Source organism: Bradyrhizobium valentinum, assembly GCF_001440405.1.
GTDB lineage: Bacteria > Pseudomonadota > Alphaproteobacteria > Rhizobiales > Xanthobacteraceae > Bradyrhizobium > Bradyrhizobium valentinum.
The window spans coordinates 132453-154492 of record NZ_LLXX01000101.1 but is presented as its reverse complement, the minus strand read 5'-3'; the positions used below and the strand labels follow the sequence as shown (position 1 = coordinate 154492).

Annotated in this window: 31 protein-coding genes and 1 pseudogene; 10 read left to right on the top strand and 22 right to left on the bottom strand. The window is 63.2% G+C overall.

The annotated features are described in order from the left end of the window. Nucleotides 1-34 precede the first annotated feature (34 nt). The 8 genes from CP49_RS15780 to ytfQ form a co-directional block, all read right to left on the bottom strand. The gene (locus tag CP49_RS15780) at nucleotides 35-919 is read right to left on the bottom strand and encodes an SMP-30/gluconolactonase/LRE family protein (RefSeq protein ID WP_057851206.1); all 885 of its coding nucleotides are present in this window, start codon (nucleotides 917-919) and stop codon (nucleotides 35-37) included. Between the two features lie 14 nt (nucleotides 920-933). Continuing rightward, nucleotides 934-2073: an aldose epimerase family protein gene (locus CP49_RS15775; protein WP_057851129.1), complete on the bottom strand. Its 1140-nt coding sequence runs from the start codon at nucleotides 2071-2073 to the stop codon at nucleotides 934-936. Then, nucleotides 2070-3002: a Gfo/Idh/MocA family protein gene (locus tag CP49_RS15770; protein WP_057851128.1), complete on the bottom strand. Its 933-nt coding sequence runs from the start codon at nucleotides 3000-3002 to the stop codon at nucleotides 2070-2072. Before CP49_RS15770 ends, CP49_RS15775 begins: the two co-directional genes overlap by 4 nt. Further along, nucleotides 2999-3778: a FadR/GntR family transcriptional regulator gene (locus tag CP49_RS15765; RefSeq protein ID WP_057851127.1), complete on the bottom strand. Its 780-nt coding sequence runs from the start codon at nucleotides 3776-3778 to the stop codon at nucleotides 2999-3001. Before CP49_RS15765 ends, CP49_RS15770 begins: the two co-directional genes overlap by 4 nt. After that, complete coding sequence (gene yjfF / locus CP49_RS15760; RefSeq protein ID WP_057851126.1) at nucleotides 3775-4758, bottom strand: galactofuranose ABC transporter, permease protein YjfF; 984 nt, start codon at nucleotides 4756-4758, stop codon at nucleotides 3775-3777. Before yjfF ends, CP49_RS15765 begins: the two co-directional genes overlap by 4 nt. After that, a complete protein-coding gene (locus CP49_RS15755) occupies nucleotides 4755-5738 on the bottom strand; it encodes an ABC transporter permease (RefSeq protein ID WP_057851205.1) in 984 nt (327 codons plus the stop codon). The genes yjfF and CP49_RS15755 overlap by 4 nt, the downstream gene beginning before the upstream one ends. Continuing rightward, the gene (locus tag CP49_RS15750) at nucleotides 5738-7282 is read right to left on the bottom strand and encodes a sugar ABC transporter ATP-binding protein (RefSeq protein WP_057851125.1); all 1545 of its coding nucleotides are present in this window, start codon (nucleotides 7280-7282) and stop codon (nucleotides 5738-5740) included. Before CP49_RS15750 ends, CP49_RS15755 begins: the two co-directional genes overlap by 1 nt. A 127-nt stretch (nucleotides 7283-7409) precedes the next feature. After that, entirely contained in the window at nucleotides 7410-8375 is a 966-nt protein-coding gene (gene ytfQ, locus CP49_RS15745; RefSeq protein WP_057851124.1) for a galactofuranose ABC transporter, galactofuranose-binding protein YtfQ, read from the bottom strand. Nucleotides 8376-8699: 324 nt separating this feature from the next. Here ytfQ and garD point away from each other — a divergent pair, with 324 nt between their 5' ends. After that, nucleotides 8700-10232, top strand: a complete 1533-nt coding sequence (gene garD / locus CP49_RS15740) for a galactarate dehydratase (protein ID WP_063791704.1) — start codon at nucleotides 8700-8702, stop codon at nucleotides 10230-10232. Nucleotides 10233-10291: 59 nt separating this feature from the next. Here the strand turns inward: garD and CP49_RS15735 are convergent, their stop codons facing one another. After that, entirely contained in the window at nucleotides 10292-10747 is a 456-nt protein-coding gene (locus tag CP49_RS15735) for a host attachment family protein (protein ID WP_057851123.1), read from the bottom strand. Nucleotides 10748-11215: 468 nt separating this feature from the next. On the opposite strand from CP49_RS15735, the gene CP49_RS15730 reads away from it, so the two are divergent. The 4 genes from CP49_RS15730 (at nucleotide 11216) to CP49_RS44675 (ending at nucleotide 13170) form a co-directional block, all read left to right on the top strand. After that, nucleotides 11216-11542: a hypothetical protein gene (locus tag CP49_RS15730; RefSeq protein ID WP_057851122.1), complete on the top strand. Its 327-nt coding sequence runs from the start codon at nucleotides 11216-11218 to the stop codon at nucleotides 11540-11542. Nucleotides 11543-11674: 132 nt separating this feature from the next. Next, nucleotides 11675-12106, top strand: coding sequence for a CBS domain-containing protein (locus tag CP49_RS15725; RefSeq protein ID WP_057851121.1), 432 nt, complete (start codon nucleotides 11675-11677; stop codon nucleotides 12104-12106). A 151-nt stretch (nucleotides 12107-12257) separates the two neighbouring features. Beyond that, a complete protein-coding gene (budC, locus tag CP49_RS15720; protein WP_245310702.1) occupies nucleotides 12258-12917 on the top strand; it encodes a meso-2,3-butanediol dehydrogenase in 660 nt (219 codons plus the stop codon). Between the two features lie 97 nt (nucleotides 12918-13014). Further along, entirely contained in the window at nucleotides 13015-13170 is a 156-nt protein-coding gene (locus CP49_RS44675; RefSeq protein ID WP_156438459.1) for a hypothetical protein, read from the top strand. Here CP49_RS44675 and CP49_RS49245 read toward each other — a convergent pair. Further along, nucleotides 13167-13226, bottom strand: a complete 60-nt coding sequence (locus tag CP49_RS49245) for a hypothetical protein (RefSeq protein ID WP_245310706.1) — start codon at nucleotides 13224-13226, stop codon at nucleotides 13167-13169. The two genes, CP49_RS44675 and CP49_RS49245, sit on opposite strands and share 4 nt — an antisense overlap. A 466-nt stretch (nucleotides 13227-13692) precedes the next feature. Here CP49_RS49245 and CP49_RS15715 point away from each other — a divergent pair, with 466 nt between their 5' ends. Together CP49_RS15715 and CP49_RS15710 are read left to right on the top strand one after the other, a co-directional pair. Next, nucleotides 13693-14004 (top strand): hypothetical protein, encoded by a 312-nt coding sequence (locus CP49_RS15715; protein WP_057851120.1) that lies wholly within the window; start codon nucleotides 13693-13695, stop codon nucleotides 14002-14004. A gap of 419 nt (nucleotides 14005-14423) precedes the next feature. Beyond that, nucleotides 14424-15281, top strand: coding sequence for an SDR family oxidoreductase (locus CP49_RS15710; RefSeq protein ID WP_057851119.1), 858 nt, complete (start codon nucleotides 14424-14426; stop codon nucleotides 15279-15281). A 45-nt stretch (nucleotides 15282-15326) separates the two neighbouring features. Here the strand turns inward: CP49_RS15710 and CP49_RS15705 are convergent, their stop codons facing one another. From CP49_RS15705 to CP49_RS46025, 4 genes are all read right to left on the bottom strand, one after another. Continuing rightward, the gene (locus tag CP49_RS15705) at nucleotides 15327-15923 is read right to left on the bottom strand and encodes an NUDIX hydrolase (RefSeq protein ID WP_057851118.1); all 597 of its coding nucleotides are present in this window, start codon (nucleotides 15921-15923) and stop codon (nucleotides 15327-15329) included. Between the two features lie 88 nt (nucleotides 15924-16011). Then, complete coding sequence (locus tag CP49_RS15700; protein ID WP_057851203.1) at nucleotides 16012-16248, bottom strand: hypothetical protein; 237 nt, start codon at nucleotides 16246-16248, stop codon at nucleotides 16012-16014. A 91-nt stretch (nucleotides 16249-16339) separates the two neighbouring features. Then, on the bottom strand, nucleotides 16340-16510 hold the full coding sequence (locus CP49_RS46030) for a hypothetical protein (RefSeq protein WP_197423121.1): 171 nt from the start codon (nucleotides 16508-16510) through the stop codon (nucleotides 16340-16342). Nucleotides 16511-16543: 33 nt separating this feature from the next. Next, the gene (locus CP49_RS46025) at nucleotides 16544-16702 is read right to left on the bottom strand and encodes a hypothetical protein (RefSeq protein ID WP_197423120.1); all 159 of its coding nucleotides are present in this window, start codon (nucleotides 16700-16702) and stop codon (nucleotides 16544-16546) included. Between the two features lie 451 nt (nucleotides 16703-17153). On the opposite strand from CP49_RS46025, the gene CP49_RS15685 reads away from it, so the two are divergent. Further along, nucleotides 17154-17381 (top strand): DUF2188 domain-containing protein, encoded by a 228-nt coding sequence (locus tag CP49_RS15685; RefSeq protein WP_057851115.1) that lies wholly within the window; start codon nucleotides 17154-17156, stop codon nucleotides 17379-17381. Nucleotides 17382-17441: 60 nt separating this feature from the next. Here CP49_RS15685 and CP49_RS15680 read toward each other — a convergent pair whose 3' ends face one another. The 3 genes from CP49_RS15680 to CP49_RS48645 form a co-directional block, all read right to left on the bottom strand. Next, nucleotides 17442-17669: a hypothetical protein gene (locus tag CP49_RS15680; RefSeq protein WP_245310701.1), complete on the bottom strand. Its 228-nt coding sequence runs from the start codon at nucleotides 17667-17669 to the stop codon at nucleotides 17442-17444. A gap of 72 nt (nucleotides 17670-17741) precedes the next feature. After that, entirely contained in the window at nucleotides 17742-17891 is a 150-nt protein-coding gene (locus tag CP49_RS44670; RefSeq protein WP_156438457.1) for a hypothetical protein, read from the bottom strand. A 25-nt stretch (nucleotides 17892-17916) separates the two neighbouring features. Then, the gene (locus tag CP49_RS48645; protein ID WP_276326534.1) at nucleotides 17917-18051 is read right to left on the bottom strand and encodes a hypothetical protein; all 135 of its coding nucleotides are present in this window, start codon (nucleotides 18049-18051) and stop codon (nucleotides 17917-17919) included. On the opposite strand from CP49_RS48645, the gene CP49_RS42825 reads away from it, so the two are divergent. Both CP49_RS42825 and CP49_RS15675 read left to right on the top strand, forming a co-directional pair. After that, nucleotides 18050-18277, top strand: coding sequence for a hypothetical protein (locus CP49_RS42825; protein ID WP_082646038.1), 228 nt, complete (start codon nucleotides 18050-18052; stop codon nucleotides 18275-18277). The genes CP49_RS48645 and CP49_RS42825 overlap by 2 nt on opposite strands. 183 nt (nucleotides 18278-18460) lie before the next feature. Further along, on the top strand, nucleotides 18461-18667 hold the full coding sequence (locus CP49_RS15675) for a hypothetical protein (protein WP_057851114.1): 207 nt from the start codon (nucleotides 18461-18463) through the stop codon (nucleotides 18665-18667). 34 nt (nucleotides 18668-18701) lie between these two features. On the opposite strand, the gene CP49_RS15670 is transcribed toward CP49_RS15675, so the two are convergent. The 5 genes and pseudogenes from CP49_RS15670 to CP49_RS47355 form a co-directional block, all read right to left on the bottom strand. After that, complete coding sequence (locus tag CP49_RS15670; RefSeq protein WP_082646037.1) at nucleotides 18702-20036, bottom strand: c-type cytochrome; 1335 nt, start codon at nucleotides 20034-20036, stop codon at nucleotides 18702-18704. Nucleotides 20037-20047: 11 nt separating this feature from the next. After that, nucleotides 20048-20428, bottom strand: coding sequence for a gamma-butyrobetaine hydroxylase family protein (locus CP49_RS15665; protein ID WP_057851200.1), 381 nt, complete (start codon nucleotides 20426-20428; stop codon nucleotides 20048-20050). A gap of 14 nt (nucleotides 20429-20442) precedes the next feature. Continuing rightward, a complete protein-coding gene (locus CP49_RS46020) occupies nucleotides 20443-20598 on the bottom strand; it encodes a hypothetical protein (RefSeq protein ID WP_197423119.1) in 156 nt (51 codons plus the stop codon). Between the two features lie 35 nt (nucleotides 20599-20633). After that, on the bottom strand, nucleotides 20634-21674 hold the full coding sequence (locus CP49_RS15660) for a formate dehydrogenase subunit gamma (protein ID WP_057851113.1): 1041 nt from the start codon (nucleotides 21672-21674) through the stop codon (nucleotides 20634-20636). Between the two features lie 68 nt (nucleotides 21675-21742). Continuing rightward, nucleotides 21743-22040, bottom strand: a pseudogene (locus tag CP49_RS47355) (formate dehydrogenase); the annotation flags it as partial.

The window sequence follows — 22040 nt, the reverse complement described above, 5'->3', positions numbered from 1 at the left end:
CCTCATCGTCCTCCATCAAGCCATTGCAACTCCATCAATCCATGGCAAGTTTTACGTCCGGTTCAGGGCGGCCACGCGCTGCAACATCGAGCACGAACGTACGGCCACGATCGGGATCGGCGCGTTTCGCTTCCTCCGCCATCCCCTGCCACGCCGAGGTAACAAGCAGACGTGAGAGATCCTGCCCGATAAAAGCAGGACAACTTGCCTGCCGTGCCGGAACGCGGAGGCTGCGCAGGTGCTCGCCTTGCGGGCTGTAGACATCGATGCAGCCGCCGCCCCAGCGCGCATTCCAGATCAGTCCGTCGGCATCGACCACTGCGCCGTCGATGCCGCCGTCTCCCCGCCGGGTGATCAGCGCGGCGGGCGCACCGCGCGGCAGGCCCGTCGCTGCGTCGAGATCGACGCGGAACAACGCATTCTCCCTCGTGTCCGCGAAATAGCCGACGGCTCCGTCCGGCGAGAAGCAGATCGCATTCGGGATTGTGATGTGTTCATAGAGACGCGACAGCTCACCGCGATGCAGCGCATAGATAGCGCCCAGCCCTTGCTCGGCCTGGCGACCCATGGTGCCGATCCAGAAGGTGCCGGACGGATGAACCCGGGCATCGTTCGAACGCGTTGCGGAATTGTCGGCTTCGAGCGGATGGTACAGCGACATCCGTCCATCCGCGGGCTCGCGGATATAGAGACCGTCGTCGGCAACGAGAAGCTGACGATGCGCGTCGATCCGCCCAAGCGCGCTGCCCATCACGTCGAGGGAATGGATCGTGGTGCGCCCGGTGTCGAGCCGCGCCTCGAACAGCCGGCGTTCGAGGATATCGAACCACCAGGCCGTGTCGGTGGCGGCGTCATAGGTTGGCCCCTCACCGAGATGGCATCGCTCGCCGCAGAGAACGGTGGTCGGCACTTCTTCCATCTCGCAGTCACCGCTCATCGCCCTGCTCCCTCAGGCAACTCTACCGCGGATTGTGTCTCGATTGCGCCGCGATTTGCATGCGTAAAGCGGTACAGCGTGGTGTGGCGATAGACCTCGCCCGGCGTAAGCCGCGCCGTCGGGAAGTCAGGTCGATTGGGCGTATCGGGCCACGCCTGTGGCTCGAGGCAGATGGCATCGGACTGCCGATAGAGGCGGCCGCCCTTGCCGGCAGTGGTGCCGTCAAGGAAGTTTCCGGAATACACCTGCAGGCCGGGCTGGTTGGTAAACAGTTCGAGCACGCGGCCCGACGTCGGCGCTACGAGCCGCGCCGCAAAGCGGGGCTCGCCGCGTGCCGGCGCGAGGCAGAAATTATGATCGTAGCCGCGGCCCACGCGCAATTGCGGATGGTCGTTGCGGATCCTCGCGCCGATTTCGACGCCATCACGAAAGTCGAACGGCGTGCCGGCGACCTCGCTGGGTGGCTGCGGCAACGGGATCGCTCCGCTATCAATAGCGAGGAAATGATCCGCCGCCACAGTGAGGCGATGATCGAGAATGTCCCGGCCCGAGCGCGCACCGGCCAGATTGAAAAAGCTGTGGTTGGTGAGATTGACCACGGTGGGGCGATCGGTCCGCGCCGCCATGTCGAGCCGGAGCTCCATCGGCCCGGTCAGACGCCAGGTCACCTCCACTTCCAGCGCGCCGGGATACCCCTCCTCGCGATCGGCGCTGGTATGGGCAAGGGTCACGGCCGGCTGATCGCCATCATCGATCCGGACAATACGCCAGTTACGGCGATCGAAGCCCTCCAGCCCGCCATGCAACGCATTGGCCCCGTTATTTGCCGCGAGTTGCACCTTGGCGCCGTCGAGCACAAAGCGCGCGCCGGCGATGCGATTGGCATAGCGCCCGACCGTCGCGCCGAAGAACTGCCGGCGGGCGAGATATCCCTCGAACGCGTCATGTCCGAGCACGATGTCGTCACGACGTCCGTCCACATCCGGGACCAGCAATGCCTGCAAGCTTGCGCCATAGGTGATGATGCGGGCTTCCAATCCGTCGGTGCGCTGCAAGACAATGCGCTCGACGTCGGCGCCGTCAGGCAGGACGCCGAAGCGGGAACGTGCCACGGAAGCGACGGACGGAACGTTCATGGCTCGTCCTCGAACGGCTCGACCATGCGGCGTCGCCCCAGCAGGAACGCATCGGCGACGAGCTGGAGCGGCGCGAGATCGACGTCGGCCTCGCCGGTCGCGCAGAGCTCGCTGAACCGGCGATAGAGCCCGGCATATTCGGCCTCGGCAGCATCGACGAGCTCAATGCCCCCTGCCCTCAACCTTGCCCCGCCCATAGACAGGGTGACCGGGCCACCATCCGTGTCGAGATCAATGTCCCAGCTCTGCGGGCCGGTCTGGAGGAAGTCGAATTCGGCTGAGATCTGCAGCCCCTGTACATCGCTGAGCGCCAGGTTGGCTGCGATCGGCGCGTCGCGATTGGCGGGGAATGCGAGATCGGCCGACGTCACGAATAATGGCTGCGGCAAAATGCGCGTCAGGATCGAAAGCGCGTTGATACCGGGGTCGAACACGCCGAGCCCGCCCGGCTCAAAGATCCAGGCTTGTCCCGGATGCCAAACCCGCACGTCTTCCTTCCAGGTAATTTTGACTGATGTGACCTGCCGGCCGGCCAGCAATTGCCGCGCCGGCTCGACGGCCGGAGCGAAGCGCGAGTGCCACGTCGCGAACAGCGTGCGCTGGGCTGCCCGCGCGGCGGTCACGAGCGGATTGATTTCAGCGACCGTCGCGCCCGGCGGCTTTTCCAGCATCACATGCTTGCTGGCGGCAAGCGCCATCGCCGCCTGCGCGTGACGAACCTGCGGCGGAGTACACAGCGCCACCGCGTCGATTTCCGGACCGTCGCGCAGGAGTTCATCGAGCGTCGCCGCATGCGGCACGCCGGGGAGCGAGGCGTTGCGGCTGGCGACGGCAACCAGCTCCACGCCTTCAGTCGCGGCGATCGCAGGCACATGCTGGTCGCGTGCGATCTTGCCAAAGCCGACGATGGCGACGCGAAGCGGGCTCATGATTGCTCTCCGGACTCAACGGCTGTGGAGATCGCAGGCGCGGCGCCGGACGATGCCGGAGCTTCCTTGTGGCGGCGCAATCCATTGTGGATCACCTCGGTCATGGCGACGGTGGCTGCCTTGGCATCGCCGCTGGCGATCGCATCGACAATACGCTGGTGCCACAACAGCACCGTCTCGCGGTCCTGCGTCTCGACCGGCGCGCTGAGCAGGAACGAGGCGCGCAACGCCGCCTCGATGACGTTGCCGATCGAACGCATGAACAAATTGCCGGAGGCATTGGCGACGGCCAGGTGCAGAGCAAGATCGCCGTCAGCAAAACCAACGGAGTCGGAGGCCTCCGCCCGCATTCGCGCCATGCTCCGATTGAGTTCGGCGATGTCGGCCTCCGAGCGGCGGCCGGCCGCGAGCGCGGCGGCGCGCGGTTCGACGGCGAGCCGGATTTCGGCAAGGTCGTTGAGAAAGCGCCGGTCGATGCCGGCATCGAGATGCCAGGCCAGCACGTCGGCGTCGAACATGTTCCAGGCGCCGCGCTCGCGCACCACCGTGCCGACCCGCGCTTTGGTAGTGAGGAGACCCTTTGCGACCAAGGTCTTGACGCTCTCGCGCAAGACCGGCCGCGACACGCCGAACATCGCCGTGAGTTCGGCATCGCCCGGAAGGCGGACGCCTTCGGCGTAACGGCCGGCGATGATGTCGACGCCGATGCTGCGGGCAACCTCGGCGTGGTTGGAATGCGCGCGCCGCGTCGGGATGACGACAAGCCGGGAAGTCATGGTTTGAGGACTCCTGCCTTACGGGGGCCGGCGCGGCGGGCGATGCCCAGCATGGCCTGCTGCAGGGCGATGAAAGCGAAAAGCAGAATACCGGTCACGATCTTGGTCCACCAGCTCGACAAGGTTCCATCGAAATTGATGTAGGTCTGGATCAGGCCCTGGATCAGCACGCCGAGCAACGTGCCGACCACCGACCCCTGGCCGCCGGTCAGCAAGGTGCCGCCGATCACCACAGCCGCGATGGAATCGAGTTCGACACCGACGGCCGACAGGGAATAGCCTGCCGCAGTGTAGAAGGAGAACACAATGCCGGCGAGCCCGGCAAGGACGCTCGACAGCATATAAATGCGCACCGTCATGGATCCGACCGGGATGCCCATCAGGGCCGTGGTCGTGCGGCTGCCGCCGAGCGCATAGACGTTGGCCCCGAAGCGGGTGAAATGCAGGAGCACGGCTCCCGCGGCGACGACCGCGAGCATGATAAGGGCAATGGCGGTAAGCCGGCCTCCGCCGGGTAGCCGCAGGGCGAAATCCGACACCGTCGAATAGAGCGGCGCTGATATCGGCGTCGATTCTGTCGACATCAGGAAGCTCGCGCCGCGGGCGAGGAACATGCCCGCCAGCGTGACGATGAACGGTGGCATGTCGAAGACGTGGATGACCGCGCCCATTGCCGCGCCAAAGGCGGCGCACAGCAAGAGGATCGCAGCGAAGGCGACGAGCGGTGGCAAGCCGAGGCGCTCGATCGCCAGCGCGACGAACACGGTAGTGAAGCCGATCACCGAGCCGACCGACAGGTCGATCCCCCCGGAAATGATCACGAAGGTCATGCCGACGGCGACGATGCCGAGAAAGGCGTTGTCGGTCAGCAGATTGGCCGCCACACGGCTGGAAGCGAAATTGGGAAATTGCACCGTGCAGAGCGCAAACCCGACGACGAAAACCATGGCCGTTATCGCGACCGGCGGCAGCCTCCTCATTGGCGAGCCCTCCCCAGCACGACTCCGACGTTGGCGAAGCGCGGCGACTGCAGCAGCAGAACGACCAGCACAACAGCCGCCTTCACCACGAGATTGAACTCCGGCGGATAGCCCGACAGCAGAATGCCGGTGTTCATGGCTTGGATGATCAGCGCGCCGACCATCGCCAGCACCAGGCTGAAGCGCCCGCCAAACAGCGAGGTGCCGCCGATCACCACCGCAAGAATCGCATCGAGTTCGAGCCAGAGCCCGGCATTGTTGGCATCCGCGCCCATGATGTCGGCGGCGGCGATGACGCCGGCCAGCGCCGCGCAGAGGCCGCACCAGACATAGACCGCAAGGATCATGCCGCGCGTGCCGATCCCGGCCAGTTCGCTCGCCCGCGCGTTGCCGCCGGTCGCCTCGATCAAGAGGCCAAGCGCAGAGCCTCGGACCACCGCGCCGGTGACGATCAGCATGCCGAGCACGACCACGACCGGCGCCGGCACGCCGAGCACGGCGCCGTTTCCGAGCCAGACCAGGTCGGGCGCGGTGAAGGTGACGATCCGGCCCTCAGTGATGAGCTGAGCGACGCCCCGCCCCGCCACCATCAGGATCAAGGTGGCGACGATCGGCTGGATGCCGAGCACCGCAACGAGAAAGCCGTTCCACAGCCCGCATAGCAGCCCGGCGCCGAGAGCTGCAGCGAGCGCCAACGGCAGGCCATGGGTATCGGCGAGGCTCGCGGCAATCGCGCCTGATATCGCCATCACCGCGCCCACCGATAGATCAATGCCCCGCGTGGCGATAACCAACACCATGCCCAAAGCAAGCAGCGCGACAGGCGCGCCGCGATTCAAGACGTCGATCAGGCTGCCGAACAGCCGCCCGTCCTGCATCCGCAGGTCGAAGAATTGCGGCGAGACGGCGCGGTCGACCGCGAGGATCACCAGCAAGGCGATGATCTGGGCAAGGCCACGGCTTTGCAGCAGTCTTGACATCATGGCTGCCCGGCTTTCGCACCGGCGCTGCCGGCGACAGCGATCGCTGCTAGAATATTCGAGACGTCGATGGCGTCCCCTTCCAGCTCATCGACATGGGCGCGATCGCGCAGCACGATCACCCGGTCCGAATAGGTCACGATCTCGTCGAGCTCGGACGAGATCACCAGCAACGCCAGGCCGTCGTCGCATAGATCTCGGATCAGGCGGATGATCTCGGCGTGGGCGCCGACATCAATGCCGCGGGTCGGCTCGTCGAGCACCAGAAGGCGCGGCGCGGTGGCAAGCCAGCGGGCGAGCAGCACCTTCTGCTGGTTGCCACCGGACAATAACCCGATCGGGCGCTCCGGCTCGGGCGGGCGGATGTCGAGCAGCCGGATGAAACGCATCGCGATCCCTTCCTGCTCGGAGCGGGACAGCGGCTTTGCAAGGCCGCGCTTGGCCTGCAGCGCCAGCACGATGTTTTCGCGCACGGTGAGATCGGCAATGATGCCCTCGGTCTTACGCTCTTCGGGGCAATAGCCGAAGCCATGGGCGACGGCGTCGCGCGGCGATTGCAGCCGGACCGGCTTGCCTTCGACCGTGGCGCTGCCGCTGTCGGCACGCTCGGCGCCGAATACCAGCCGTGCAGTTTCGGTGCGGCCCGACCCGAGCAGGCCGGCGAGCCCAACCACCTCGCCGCGGCGAAGCGCGAGATTGAACGGCGCAACATAGCCTCCCTTGCCATAGTCCTCGAAGCGCGCGCAGATCTCTCCCACCGGCCGCGCATGCGCCGCCGTGCGCTCGCTGGTCGTCTCGGCGAGTTCGCGGCCGAGCATCATGCGGATCAATTCGATCCGCGGCAGTTCGGCAGTCGTCCGCTCGCCGATCAACCGGCCGTTGCGCAGCACCGTGATACGGTCGCAGATCTCATAGACCTGGTCGAGAAAATGCGTGACGAAGATGACGCCGATTCCGCGCTGCGCGAGCTTGCGCATGACAGCGAAAAGGATCTCGACCTCATGGCGATCGAGGCTCGCTGTCGGCTCGTCGAGGATCAGCACGCGCGCCGACTGGTCGACGGCGCGCGCGATCGCGGTGATGTGCTGCACCGCGACCGAATAGTTTCCGAGCGGCTCGGCGACGTCGATGTGCAGATCGAACTCGGCAAGCAGCGCGGCGGCGCAGCGGCGCATCTCGGCCTCGCGCACCAGGCCGAACCGCGTCGGTTGCCTGCCGAGATAGAGGTTCTGCGCCACCGACAGGTTCAGGAGCAGATTGACCTCCTGATAGACGGTCGCAATCCCCGCATCGACCGCTGCCTTGGCCGAGCGCGGCGCGACCTCGGCGCCGCCGAGGCGGACCATGCCGGCGTCGCGCGGGAAGACGCCGGTCACCGCCTTGATCAGGGTGGACTTGCCCGCACCGTTCTCGCCGAGCAGCGCGTGAATTTCGCCGGCCCGCAAGGTGAAATCCACCTCCTGCAGGGCACGCAGCGTGCCAAAACTCTTGCTCAGCCCTCGCACCTCCAAGAGAGCGGGGCGAGGGTCGGAACTTGCATTCATGCCGACATCACTCCCACCGACGTTCGCGTCGAACGCGAATGTCCGGCATGTTCACCTTACGCGTCGGATCGTCGAGAAGGCTTTGGCCGCCGGGCCGTGCTGGACCCGGCGGCGCGATGCCAACCGATCAGTAGCCGAGGCCCTTCTTGCTGTCGTAGATCTTCTGCGGATCGTCGGCAGCCGTGTAGAGCTTCGATTCCGTCTGGATCCATTTCGGCGGCACGGTTCCCTTGGCCTTGTAAGCCATGATGGCGTCCAGCGCCGGACCTGCCATGTTCGGCGTCAGCTCCACGGTGGCGTTGGCCTCGCCGGCCGCGATCGCCTTGAAGATGTCAGGCACTGCATCGATCGACACCGTCAGGATGTCCTTGCCGGGCTTGAGGCCGGCCTCCTTCATCGCCTGGATCGCACCGACCATCATGTCGTCGTTATGGGCGTAGACCGCGCAAATCGTCTTGCCGCCGCCTTCGGCCTTGATGAAGCTTTCCATCACCTCCTTGCCCTTGGCGCGGGTGAAGTCGCCGGTCTGGCTGCGCACCACCTTGAGGTTGGCGTTCTTGGCGACGACGCTGTCAAAACCCTTCTTGCGGTTGGTCGCGACGCTCGCGCCGACCGTGCCCTGCAGCTCGACGACATTGCACGCCTTCCCGCCCACGGTCTTCGCCAACCATTCGCCGGCGACGGCGCCTTCGTGCACGCTGTCCGAGGTGACGGCGGTGAGATAAAGCTCCTTGCCCGACGGATCGATGTCGCGGTCGAGCAGCACGACCGGAATCTTGGCTTCCTTCGCCTCCTTCAAAACCGCGTCCCAGCCGCTCGACACCACGGGCGCAAGGAAGATCGCGTCGACCCCTTGAGCGATAAAGGAACGGATCGCCTTGATCTGGTTCTCCTGCTTCTGCTGGGCGTCGGCGATCTTGAGCGTAACCTTGCGCTTGGCGGCCTCCGATTTGGAGACGGACGTCTCCGCCGCCCGCCAGCCGGATTCGGATCCGATCTGCGAAAAGCCGACGGTGAGTTCAGCGGCGGTTGCCGGAAGTGAAAGCGTGATGGCGACCAGGGCGGTGGCCGCAAGGAGGGCTTTGGAGGTCATGAGGCGCGTTCTCCCAAAATGTTGTTCAGGGTGCCTGCATGCCCGAATTCGGTATCGAGGCACCTCTAGAGCTGTCCATTGTCGGCAGCGCGGGCAATATTTCACGGAAGGTCAGCTCTGACTAGTAATATTATTTTACTAATAGGTTTCGGCTGACGCCGTCACCAAGCTAGGATTAATTCCCCATACGGCCGGATATCGAGCTGGTAGCCGCCAGCTTCTTCCCTGAAGGCCGCTTGATAACAGGCGTGGTTTGACCTGATTGCCTCGATCATGCAGCGCCGCTACGCGTTGTCTGATGCCGCCAGTGAACAAGGATTCGACATGCAGCCCGTCACCGCGAAGCTCTACATCCGCATGCATGCGGACGATAACGTCGCGATCGTCGCGAACCGCGGAGGTCTGCACCCGGGTGCCGAATTTGCCTGCGGGTTGCGGCTGATCGAGCAGATTCCGCAGGGACACAAGGTTGCCCTCACTGACATCAACGAGGGCGAAGTCATTCGCCGCTACGGCGAGGTCATCGGCCATGCCGCGGCGCCAATCGCGAAAGGTAGCTGGGTCAAGGAATCGCTGGTGCAGATGCCCGACGCGCCGTCGTTCGAAAATCTGCCGAGGCCCAACGGTGATGCGATCAGGCTGCCGCCGCTGGAAGGCTATACGTTCGAAGGCTATCGCAATGCCGACGGTTCGGTCGGCACCCGCAACATCCTCGCGATCTCGACCAGCGTGCAATGCGTCGCCGGCACGGTCGAGTTCGCACTCGACCGGATCCGCAAGGAGCTGTTGCCGAAATATCCCAACGTCGACGACGTGGTGGCGGTCACACATGCCTATGGCTGCGGGGTTGCGATCAATGCGCCGGGCGCCGCGGTCCCGATCCGCACGCTGCAGAACCTTGCCCGCAATCCCAATTTCGGCGGCGAGGTGATGATCGTCGGCCTCGGTTGCGAGAAGCTTCAACCCGAACTTCTGCTGCCCGAGGGCATGAGCGCCGACGACGAAATCATGCGCATGCAGGACGAGGGCCTCACCGGCTTCGGCGAAATCGTCGAGGACATCGTGCAGATGGCCGACGCGCGCCTCAAGATATTGAACCAGCGGCGCCGCGAACCCTGCCCGGCCTCGGCGCTGGTGGTCGGCATGCAATGCGGCGGCAGCGATGCGTTCTCAGGTGTGACAGCCAATCCGGCGCTGGGCTTCGCCGCAGATCTTCTGGTCCGCGCCGGCGCCACCGTGATGTTCTCCGAAGTCACGGAAGTGCGCGACGCCATCCATCTCCTGACGCCGCGCGCGGCGAACCAGGACATTGCGGACGCGCTGGTGCGTGAGATGGCCTGGTATGACCGCTACCTCGCCGGCGGCGAGGCCGACCGCAGCGCCAACACCACGCCGGGCAACAAGAAGGGCGGCCTCTCCAACATCGTCGAGAAGGCGATGGGTTCGGTCATCAAGTCCGGCACCAGCCCGATCGCAGGCGTGCTCGCGCCGGGTGAGCGTGTCAGCCAGAAAGGCCTGATTTTCGCGGCAACTCCGGCCAGCGATTTCGTCTGCGGTACGCTGCAACTTGCCTCGGGCATGACACTGCACGTCTTCACCACCGGCCGCGGAACACCCTATGGGCTTGCAGCCGTGCCGGTCATCAAGGTCTCGACCCGCAGCGAACTCAAGCAACGCTGGCATGACCTGATCGACGTTGACGCCGGCAGTATCGCAACCGGCGATGCGACGATCGAAGACGTGGGCTGGGAAATCTTCCGTCTCATTCTCGACGTCGCGAGCGGTCGCGAAACCTGGGCTGAGCACTGGAAACTGACCAACGCACTCGCGCTGTTCAATCCGGGCCCGGTAACCTGACCCGGTGCAAGTCAAGATGTCGGGACCTGGCCGCCGCGGGCCGCGGCGGCCATAGACCGCTAAGCCGCCATCAGCCTTTCGATATCGGGGATCGGATGGGAAGTTAATTCCTTCGGAATCTCGCCGACGATCCGCTCCGTCACCGCGGCATGAAATGCCTGTCGGAGATTGCCGAGGACCTTCGCCGGCGCAACGACAACCAGCTTGTCGAAGCGATTGCCGTGGGCAAGGCGATAGAGCGCTTCGGCAATGGTGCCGGCGAACCGTTCTTCTGCGATATAGTGCCAGTCGGCTTGCTCCATCGCACTGCGGGCCGTGCCGACGCTCTGGATAGACCGCCCGGGACGATCAGTTCCCTGTTCGCGTGTTGCCGGATTGTCCTGCTCGAGGATGTGCTCCACCTGTAGGTTGAGGCGTTGCGGGGTGCCTTTATTGCGTAGAAAGAGGGCCTTTTGTCCATCTCCAATGAGAACGAGCGCGTTGTGAGAAATGCGGGGTTTCGCTTCAGTGGCCATTATTGCTGCTCCATGTGCCCCCAACGCATGAACTGCGACGAAAGTTGCCTGCGGGACGATGAAAGCTTGCAACCAATCCGGCTTCACACACTGAATCAAATACCAGGACCGCAGTCACCTTCTCCTCACTTCTCCTTAAGTCGTCGGCTTCCTTGACGATCCGGCCTTCGCCGGCTCGATAATATAGCTCCGATCGTCACGCTCGATGTAAAGATATTCACGCAGCCGTGGCGATAGGCCTCGTCGGAGAATGAGCTGGTCTCGCTGGAGTCCGACAAGCAATGCCCGATGCGAAGACGCGCGGCAGTGCCTCAACCCGTCGCCCGGCTCTGTTTGAACTCTGCGCCGTTCCCCTGCTCGGGGGACGCATCTTGTGGAACTTCGTCCTCGTCGATTTCCAAAGCCGGAACCAAAGCGGGTGCGACGCTTTGTGCCCCGGTGGGCAGCATTCGAACGAGGAGGAACTTTATGAGGAAGATTGCAATCGGCCTGCTGGCCGGCGCGGGCGCGCTCCTGACCGGCAGCGCAAATGCGACTGATGTCTACAGCGAGAACGAATATACAAACTCCGACCTGATCCAACAGGTCCGCATGGTCTGTGACGACGATGGACGCTGCTATCGCACCCGCGGCGGCAGCCGCGTGATCGTGCGCGATTCATACGCCTATGCGCCGCGCGAACGATACATCGAGCGTCGCCGCTATCGCGACTGGGATGACGGGCCGCGAGGTGGCGTTGGCTTCCGCGCACCCGGCGTGAGCGTCGGCGTCGGCGTGGACAACGACCGCTGGTAGGACAATCCGGGAGAGACTTCGGCTCAGTCTGAGGTCTCTCCGCCGGAGCCGGGACTATTTCATTTGACTTCGGGAACGGCGATCCGAGACGCCAGTTAGCGGATGAAACAACCGGCAAACGGAGAGGCTCACATGAAAGTTTCCGATGCGATGACCCCCGAGGTTCAACTCTGCACTCCCGACGATACGTTAAAAGACGCCGCGCAGGCCATGGCCGCGCTCGGCGTCGGGCTGCTGCCAGTGACCGATAATGAACGCCTGGTCGGCATGATCTCCGACCGCGATATCGCCATCCGCGGTATCGGCATGGGCCGAGGACCGGAAGGACGGGTCGGTGACGTGATGACGGCCGACGTCAAATATTGCTACGAAGATCAGGATCTCGACGAAGTGAGCGTGAACATGGGTGACATTCAAGTCCGTCGCCTGCCTGTGCTCAATCGCGCCAAGCGGCTCGTCGGCATCATTGCGCTGGGCGACATCGCGCGGGTGCAAGGCGGCGACGGCACGGGCGCGGCGTTGAGCGCAATTTCACGCCCCGGCGGGCAGCACGCACAAGTTTGATCTGCGGAAAGCCGGTCGAACGCCCCTGTCGTAGATGATGAGCGGCCATGAAGCGCTTTGAAGGGAAGGTCGTCATCGTGACGGGCGCTGCCTCCGGCATTGGCAGGCTACTGCGCGGCGCTTCTCGTCCGAAGGCGCATGTGTCGCGCTGGTGGACCGCAACGAAATGCAGCTCGCCAATGTCGCGAAGGAGCTGCCGGCGCAACACACCATGGCCCACCTCGCCGACGTATCGGATAGCGAAGCCGTCGATGCCATGGTGGCGACCGTGGTGAAGCGCTTTGCGCGGCTGGATGTGCTGGTCAATAATGCCGGCGTCTACGAAGGCGGTGATCCCGCCGAAATCACCAACGAGCAGTGGCGCAAGGTGATGGCCACCGATCTCGACGGCGTCTTCTTCGGTTGCCGCGCCGCCCTGCCGCATCTCGAGAAGACAGGCGGCTCGATTGTCAATACGGCCTCGGTATCCGGAACTGGGGGCGACTGGGCAACGAGCCCCTACAACGCTGCCAAGGGCGCTGTCGTGAACCTGACACGGTCACTGGCCTTGGATCTCGGCAAGAAGGGCGTTCGGGTAAATTCCGTCTGTCCCAGCCTGACCCGGACCGGCATGACCTCCGATATGATGGAGGACGAGGAACTGCTGGCAAAGTTCCGGGAGCGAATTCCGCTCGGACGGGTTTGCGAGCCGCATGAAGTCGCGGCCGTCATTGCGTTTCTCGCCAGCGCCGATGCCAGCTTCGTGACCGGTGCAAATGTAGCCGTGGATGGCGGCGTTTCCGCCTCCAATGGTCAGCCGCCGCTGGCGTAGTCCGTTTTTTGCGAGGTCATGGGAACCTCGATCATTCGCTCGCCGTTCTAACGTCCGTCCTACGGACGGGGGGATGCCGACGGAGCGGCGAAGAGCGATGACACGAAAACCAACGTTCCCTCGCAACCGAAAAATCTTGCCGTCCCGCAATCCCGAGCGCTATCGACTTCGCGCGCTCGATGATTTCGGGGATGAATTGCTTGATGACTGGATGGTCGCCTATCCGGCTGTCGATCTGGCCAGATCGGACTAGGATTTCTTCGAACGCTTCTTCGGCACCTTGGCGCCCTTCTTCCGGGCTTGGGACAGGCCGATCGCGATCGCCTGTTCCTGATCTTTACTTTCTTGCCGGATCTTCTTCGCTATCTTGCTGATCCCCGGTATTCAAAGACTCACGTTGCCGCTTCGATCCGAAAGGGCCTGGCCCAGCTTCGCACAGTGGAGATTCCCCACCACAAAGCGATGCCCGTTTCGAACTATGTTTCCGGAAGCGATGTGTCAGGGATCGGACAGACGATACCCCGGTTACGAGCTAATTTTGCAGCGAGGCAAGATGCTCTTTTGTCCATCGAATGTCCGCGCCGGCGTCAGATGCCCGACCCGAATGCGATTGAGGAACGTCTTGGCATCGGCCGCCGTGTAACGGGTAACGTCAGGCCACAAGCATGAAGCTAACCGTCATTCTGATTGCGATGCGGATCGGAATGTCCTGCGCCCTTATCGCCGTTGGCGCCGCCGGCCTCTTCATGGTCATCAGATATATGGCGTGGGTCGAATGATGCTGCTGCCTGCGATTTTCACCCTGGATATCGGCGGAAGACCTATCCTTGCTTTCGAAGCCAAGAACTTGCGCGAATCCCAACAACTCTGCCACGAGCATTGGCTGCGCCGTGATATCGCCGGCTTGACGTCGAACGGCGCCCCTCTGTGGGATGGCAAGGCGCGGCTGCGGGCTCGACGCTCGACCGAGGGCGAAATTGCCGTGTATCGGGAAGCAGCACGGGATGCCGGCCAGCCACAGGGAGACTTGCTGCTGGCCTATCTCGTAAAGCTCGACGCCCTCGAAGCGGTGCCGGACCAGACTTGATGCTCATTATTGAATGGCTGCTGCTCGGCGAACACCTCTATTGCTCGGCTGATCCGAAGTTGATTCCATTTTGCGGTGGTCCCTTGCCAAGGCTCCGGTTGGGGCAAATTCGCCGCTGCCGAATGCGTGTTGTTCTTCACCACTCCTTAGAGAACCAAGCGCGACGCGTACTGTAACGTTCCTGCCACTGATGCGATCAGGAGTGCGACGGCACGGCCAAGCGCACACAGGAACGAAGACGTCAGTTGGATATTGATCTCGAACAAGCTGCACGGCGCAGGTCACGACTCCCACGGGTACGATCAAACGGAGCGCCCGCCAGGCTGCAGGGAACGCCAAGGAAGCCATCGCCGAAGTCCTTGGCGAGGGTAAGCTGCGAGAGGAAGCCAGGGCAGCGCCGCGCTTTTCGGAGAAATACAATGCTGCACTATCCGCGCCCACCATTTCCCAGCCAGCGTCAGCCGATGCCGGGCACGACCGGCGCGATGAAGCCGCTGCCCGACCATGGTGAAACCTCCTACAAAGGCAGCGGCCGGCTCACCGGCAAGAAGGCGGTCATCACGGGAGGCGATAGCGGCATCGGCCGCGCAGTTGCCATCGCCTTCGCCAGGGAGGGAGCCGATGTCCTGATCTCCTATCTGGAGGAGCACGACGACGCCCGGGAGACCGAACGGCTGGTGACTGAAGCGGGCAGAAAGGCCGTTCTTGTTTCGGGCGACATCCAGCGCCCCGATCATTGCCGGGCCGTCATTGCCAAAGCCGTATCGGAGCTCGGCGGCATCGACATCCTCGTCAACAACGCGGCGCACCAGGCCAGCTTCAAGTCGATCGATGAGATCAGCGACGAAGAATGGGAATTGACCTTCAAGGTCAATATCCACGCGATGTTCTATCTTACCAAGGCCGCGGTCGGCCACATGAAGCCCGGGAGCTGCATCATCAATACCGCATCGATCAATTCGGATGCGCCGAACCCCACTCTGCTGGCCTATGCGACGACCAAGGGAGCTATTCATAATTTCACGGCGGGACTGGCGCAGATGCTGGCCGAGAAGGGCATTCGCGCCAATACGGTCGCACCGGGGCCGGTCTGGACGCCGCTCATTCCCTCCACTTTGCCTGAAGACGCCGTGAAGAATTTCGGCAAGCAGGTTCCAATGAAGCGCCCCGGCCAGCCGGTCGAACTTGCGAGCGCCTATGTCATGCTGGCCGATCCGCTTTCCAGCTACGTGTCCGGCGCGACAATCGCGGTTACCGGCGGAAAGCCGTTTCTGTAACGGGCGATGGCCTGCCATGCAGGTCGCCGGCGCCGGCTGCTGCGGTTAGCCGCGAGCCCCATCCAGCATGCGATTGCGCAAATACTGAACGAGAACGACCGTCTTTGCGTCGATGATTTCGCCGGCTGCGATCATCGCAGCAGCTTGCTCCAACGTAGTTTCGACCACGTCGATATCTTCCCCCTCCTCCTTGAGCCCGCCGCCGTCGGACACCTTATCCGCCGGCGAATAGACGCAGGTGAAGAAGACGATTTTTTCCATGATCGCAGCGGGGCTCACATAGAGCTCGAACAGTCGTTGAACCTTCGAGACCTTGTAACCAAGCTCCTCCTGCATCTCTTTCACTATGCGCCGTTCGGCTTTCTCACCATCGAGCTTGCCGGCGCACGCCTCCACGGTTCGCTCCATGCCGTCCTGCAGGAAAATCGGCAGCCGTAGCTGCCGGGTGAGCAGCACGGTCTTTCGAGCAGGGTCGTAGGGAAGAATGACGGCTGAATTGCCGTTGTCATAAATCTCGCGCTTGCGCGCTTGTCGCTCGCCGTCGCGCCTGCGCTGCTCGTAACTCACGCTGATCAGCTTGCCCTTGACGTGAGCAATGGTCTCGACGTCGCGTATGCGCACGGTCTCGCCGTCCATTTTCATTGGCCTTAGTCCCCGTGAACTGCCGGCCTTCATTTTGCCGGTAGACGTTCCCGCGCAAAGGGTTCCGGCGCGCACAAGGGAACCGCCATCAGGCCGAGGCCAGCACCGGATGTTCGGACTGCCGACGCCTGAACTGCTGATAAGCCGCGATTGCCTTGTTGGCCAGCATCAACCGCCGCCGCTCGCCACGACGCACCATCAACTCTATCGTATCGCTGAGGAAGCGGCCGGCCACCATCGCATCGCCCAACTCCCCGGTACGCTCGAGATAGTCCCAGGCGATTTCAATCGAACTCTCAATAAGCAGGGGCAACGGTTCCGTCATCATTACGTCCAACCATTTTTGGGAGAACGTCCGGCGGCAATCTCTGTTCCTGATTCAGCCTGGCGGAAGGCAGGCTTCCTGCCGAGGATTTTTACGGTCCTCCTGCGACGGCGCCCGCAATCACCATCGCCAGATCGTCCAAATCGATCTTGCCATTGACGACGAGATCTTCGGAGTCCTCGATGCTAAGCGATTGCGGATCATTCGCCGCCTGCCTCTTCAGCTCCGCAACAATCGCTTCCTTCAGTTTCTCTTCAAGCATCCGCGATATCTCCATCCATCGTGCCGCGCACGGCTAATGGGTGTTGGTCTCATGCCACTTTTCCAGGTCAGGCTTTGAAGGCCCGGACCGTTGCTCCTTCTCCGGATTACCTTTCCAGGGCTTGTCGGTCTGCTTGTGCGATCCCCAGTCCGTCTTCTGACGCGGATCATCGGTGGGCTTTTCTTTGCTCATTGGACACCTCCAGAAATTGGAAGCGGCCAGCATCCAATTTGGTTCCTGACGAATCGGTGGACTTACGGTTCCAGCGTCCGGCACCGGACAGACAAACGATAATCCCGCCTCCTAGTCTTTTCGGATGGACAGGAAGAATCGCGAAACCCAGCCCAAACGGGATCTGCATAGCGAGGCGCTGGCGGCACTGGAGCAAGCGCGGGCCATGCCCCATGGTCCTGCGCGAAGCGAGGCGCTAAAGCGCGCGGGCCTTCTTCAGAACGCGGCCGACATGCAGGGGGTGCTGTTCGCCAAACGCGGACGTCCACCGAAAACCTGACCCTATCCTTCCGAGCAGGATCGTCGGCGAACGCAGCAGCATGCAAGCGGCCTACGCTTTACACATGCGACAGGCCAACGGAACCCGGGAACGGGTTTCAACGTTGCTCTTCCGCGCAGCAAGGAGGCAACGATGGGATTGGCCGAATACATGATCGTTTCCAAGCCGGACGGCTGGACGGTCCTCCATGACGGAAACGCGCAGCACGACTACGACACAAAGGAAGCGGCTTTCGAAGCGGCCGTCGCTGCCGCTTCGCTGGCGATCCGCCAGGGCCATGAGGTCCACGTCAGCGTCCCCGGTCGCGAGGCCGGCAGCAAGACCGCGCTTGGCGCCAAGGATTCTAAAAGCGCGCCGTGAGGCAAGCGCATGCGCCGCCGGTCGGGCGCGGCCTACCGTTCCGAACTCTCCAGCAATTGGTCAGCGCAGCATGCTCCTGGCCGCGTCGACGCTGGCAAAGCGATCGAGCACCGCGCGCCTTCCGGCGGTTCTAAGGTCGTCGAAATCGGTCACGCCGCGGCCGGCGCACTCCAGAATACGCGAGGCGACAAATCTGCGGGCCGATATCGATTCCGCGGGGATGTGACTGCAGACTTCGTCAAGCGCGGCTCGCATCGCCACTACGGTGTCAGGATCGAACTTGTTCATGCATTCCTTCCGGCTAGCCATCGTGAGGCTACTGGTTTTTCTGTTGCCCAGGGCGTCGGATTCTTTCGCCTCTCAGCCCTGGTTCTGCCGGTACCGTTCCCGCACGATTTCGTCGCCTGCCCGCGTCGCCGCCTTGTTGCGGTAACGGTAGCTCAGCGTGCCATAGATCAGCGCGGTAAGAAGCACCAGCGCTCCGAAGAAATACACGACTTCCAGTCCCATCGCATTCTCCCAAACTCACCTGGAGTCAATCGGCCACGGCACTGGCGGTTCCGCTTGATGCTTCAATTTGACCGCTCTGCTGCCGGATGGCGGCGGGAACACGGTTCTCCATTTCGCGTTGCCGAGCGTGCCGATCGAAAAATGTCGGGGAGAATTTCATGAACGACTCCAGAGACATTCAGCATGGCGTCAACGATCCCGTTGATGGCGTCGACGTGAAGCGAAGATTCAACGACAACCAGACTCCACACGAGCGCGCCCAGTTCGCGGCAGATGTCCGCTCCACCGCCTTGCCCGCTTCGGACGAGAAATTCCTGCCGGAAGCGTTAAGGCGCCGGCCAACGGGTCCGCTCAATCCCCGGACCGGTCGTCGTCCCGCCCCGTAGGCAAGCTCGATTCACGTGCGAGATTCGCACGAGGGCCGGCGCGCTGTTCGTTCGCTGATGGAACCGACCCGCCTTGTCAAAAACAAGATCGTGATAGGTGACGCAGGCCACATTCGCACGTGACCGTTGGCCGTAATGCTGTGGTGCTAGCCACACTGCATATCGAGCCAACGGAGTTTTTTCATGAAGCGTCTGTTGATTTCCGGATTCGTGGCAGTCGCCCTGCTCGCTGTCGCAACCACATTGCGTTCGTACTCAATTTCCAGTGACCACTCAACCACCGGCGTGGCGTCGTGGAAAAAATCTCCGGCTACCACGGGCGCAAACAAGCTTCCGATCGAAGAGTTCGAGGATATGTCGCTGGTCTTTTCGACGCCGACGAAGCCGTGACGGCGGCGGAAATAGCGCTTGATTGAACCGGTCTCTATTTCCTTGTCGCCCGCTCGAGGAATTGTACGAGCGCGGCGCGGTCCTGCTCCGAGCCGATGCGTTGCTCCGGCATCTTGGTGCCGGGCGTGTAGGCCTGTGGCCCGACCTCGAACAGTTTGGAAACCGTCTCCGGCGTCCAGACGATATCGAGGCGCTTGAGCGCTTCGGAAAAATTGTAGCCAGCTGCGGTGGCGATGCGCCGGCCGAAAATGCCGGCGAGCGTCGGGCCTGCCCTGTTGGCCTGGTCGGTGGCGAGCGTGTGGCAGGCGACGCAAGCGCGAAAGACTTCCGCACCATGATCGCCGGCATAGGCGGCGAGCGGATCTCCCGCCGTTTCCACGAGAAGTGGATCGACCGGCTCGCCCGTCGCCGCGTTCCAGCGCCGGATGATGTTATCAGCGCCGCCCGTGAGCAGCGTGCGGCTGTCCGGCAGGAATGCCACCGACCAGACCGGCAGGCCCGGACCGACCAGCGTGCGCGTGAGCGTGCGCGCCTTGCGATCGATCACCGCGACCGCGCCCCCGATGCCCGCGGCGGCAACCAGCGCACCGTCAGGCGAAATCGCAATCGAGATCACGGGCCTGGGCCCCGCCGCAACCTCGCCGGCCCGCGCGCCGCCAGCGGTCAGGAAGTAAACCTTGCCGTCGGCACCGCCGACCGCGATTTCACCGTCAGCACCTGCGGCCACGGCATTGAGCGGGGTCGGCATCGGAACGACCATCGGCGTTTGCGCCCCCGACAGCGGCCAGATGCGAACGCTGAGGTCGTAGCTGACGCTGACCAGGGCGCGGCCATCGGCCGTAAACGCCACGCCGTTGACGTTCTGCGTATGCTCACCGAGCACACGCGGCGCGCCGCCCGCGAGCGGCCAGAGCCGCACCGTATGATCCCACGAGGCCGATGCGAGTGTTGTGCCATCAGGCGATACCGCCAGCGCGACAATCGGCGCCGTGTGGCCTTCGAACACCGCGTCGGGCTCTGTCTTGCCAAAGGTCCAGATTGCGATGCGGCCGTCAGCGCCGGCGGTCGCCGTGCGTCCCTGCCCGAGCAGCGCGACTGCATTGACCGCGTCGGAATGGAAACGCAGCACCTGCTCGGCCGCGTTGCGCGTCAGCGACCAGCGGATCGCGGTCGAATCAAAGCTGCCGGAGATCGCACTTTGCCCGTCGGCTGATATCGCCAGTGCCCGCACCGGTCCGCCATGCCCGCGCAGTTGCGCGAAGGCGGCCGTTGTAACAATCGGCAGAGCGATCAACACGGCCGCAAGCGCCAGAAGCGCCGATCGGCCTCTGCCGCGACGTGGAGCTTTGGCCGAAACCGATTGTCCCATTCCCGTCGGCCTCAGCGTATGCCCGGCCGGTCGCGATCGAGCCCCTTGGCCTGCAGATCGTCGAGGTATTGCTGAAAGCGCCGCTTGGCATTCTCGCCGAGATCGCGCAGGAACGCCCAGGAGTAGATGCCGGTCGAGTGCATGTCGTCGAATCCTATTCTGACGGCATAATTGCCGACAGAATCGACCGAAAGAATGGTGACGTTGCGCTTGCCGCCGACGGTCTTGCGCTCGGCTTCGGAATGCCCCTGCACTTCGGCCGACGGGCTGGTCACCCGAAGCAATTCGGCGGAGAGATCGAATGTGCGGCCATCGTCGAAGGTAACGCGCAACGTGCGGCGATCCTTCGGCAGGCGAATTTCGACCGGCCACGCCAGCGTGACGTCAGGCACGCCCACCGCCGGCGTCAGCCCGGGCCGATCAGATTATGGCCGGGATCGCTGACCCTGGCGCCCGTGGTCGTAAAGGCGACGGAGCTTGGCTCCTGAATGGCGTTGAGCACCATCGCGACGCCGACAGCAGCGACGATGGCGAACGCCAGAGCCGCAACAAAGGATTTCATGTCACTTCCTCACGTTTTGCTTGCGCCTGACCGGACTATTCCGCCGGTACTGCGCGGGCCGTGCTATCAGATGGAGCTTCGCCCTTTGCCTGCTGTTCCTTGACCCAGATCGCGTGATGCTCCTTGGCCCAGTTGAGATCGACCTCACCGGTTCCCATCGCATCAAACGCCCCCTCCATGCCGATCGAACCGATATAGATGTGCGCCAGCATGGCGGCGATGAAGAGCATCGCGATCACGGCGTGGATCACGGTCCAGAACTGGAGTGCGGTGACGTTGCCCGGAAGATAAGGGAACAGTAGGAACCAGCCGGACACCGACATCAGCACGCCGCCGATGATCACGATCCAGAAAATCCCCTTCTGGCCCGCGTTGAAGCGCTTGGCCGGCGGATGCTTGTCGTCAGACAGAAGGCCCCCGCCCTGTTTGAGCCATTCCCAATCGAGCTTGCCCGGGATGTTGTCCTTGATCCAGATCAGGAACATGATCGCAAGCCCCAGCATGAAAGGGAATGCCAGGTAGTTGTGCGCAAGCTTGGCCCAGGCCGACATGGTCGCAAAAGCGTCGGGGCCGAACAGCGGCAGGATCAGGGTGCGTCCGAAGCTGACGTTCAGGCCCGAGAGCGCCAGGATGATGAAGCAGCTTGCGGTGAGCCAGTGCGTGAACCGCTCGAAGCTCGCGAACCGCAGCATCGTCTTCCCCGAAAATCCCTGGTGCACGCGAATTCGGCCGCGCACCATCAGGAAGATCGCGAGCACGGCCAACATGCCGAGGATGGAAATGCCGCCGATCCAGGGCAGCTTGCTGCGCTGGAAGTCGCGCCAGTCGCGCCCCGCGGGCTGGATCAGATTGGCAGCACTCCCGTCGGGGATCGATACGCGCCCGGTGATCTTGTCGCCCTCCTTCAGCGCGTTCAGAAGCTTGTCTTCCTGAACGGCCTCGGCGGTCGGCTTGAAGGAAATCTGCGCGGCCGCGGGCTGTGCGAACACGAACAACAGCGCGAGCGCGGCAAGCAGCGGCTTGAAAACCGCGAATTTGAGATTTGCGAACCTGAGAATTGAAGATGAGCCTGGCATTTGCACAACGCCTTTCGGTTATCGGAGTTACCCTGATGCCGCCGCGCCGAAGCGCGGCGGCCGTTGCATCAGCCGGTCGGTGAATCGCTGTAGGCGGTCTTCCAGCCCCACATGCCCGAGCCATAGCCGCGCTTCATCACCCGCTCCTTGTAGATCTCGGCGATGATCGCGCCGTCCCCGGCAAGCAGTGATTTGGTCGAGCACATCTCGGCGCAAATCGGCAGCTTGCCTTCGGCCAGACGGTTGGCGCCGTATTTGGCGTACTCGGCCGGGGTAGAGTCCGCTTCCGGCCCGCCCGCGCAGTAGGTGCACTTGTCCATCTTGCCGCGCGACCCGAAGTTGCCGACCTTCGGATATTGCGGCGCG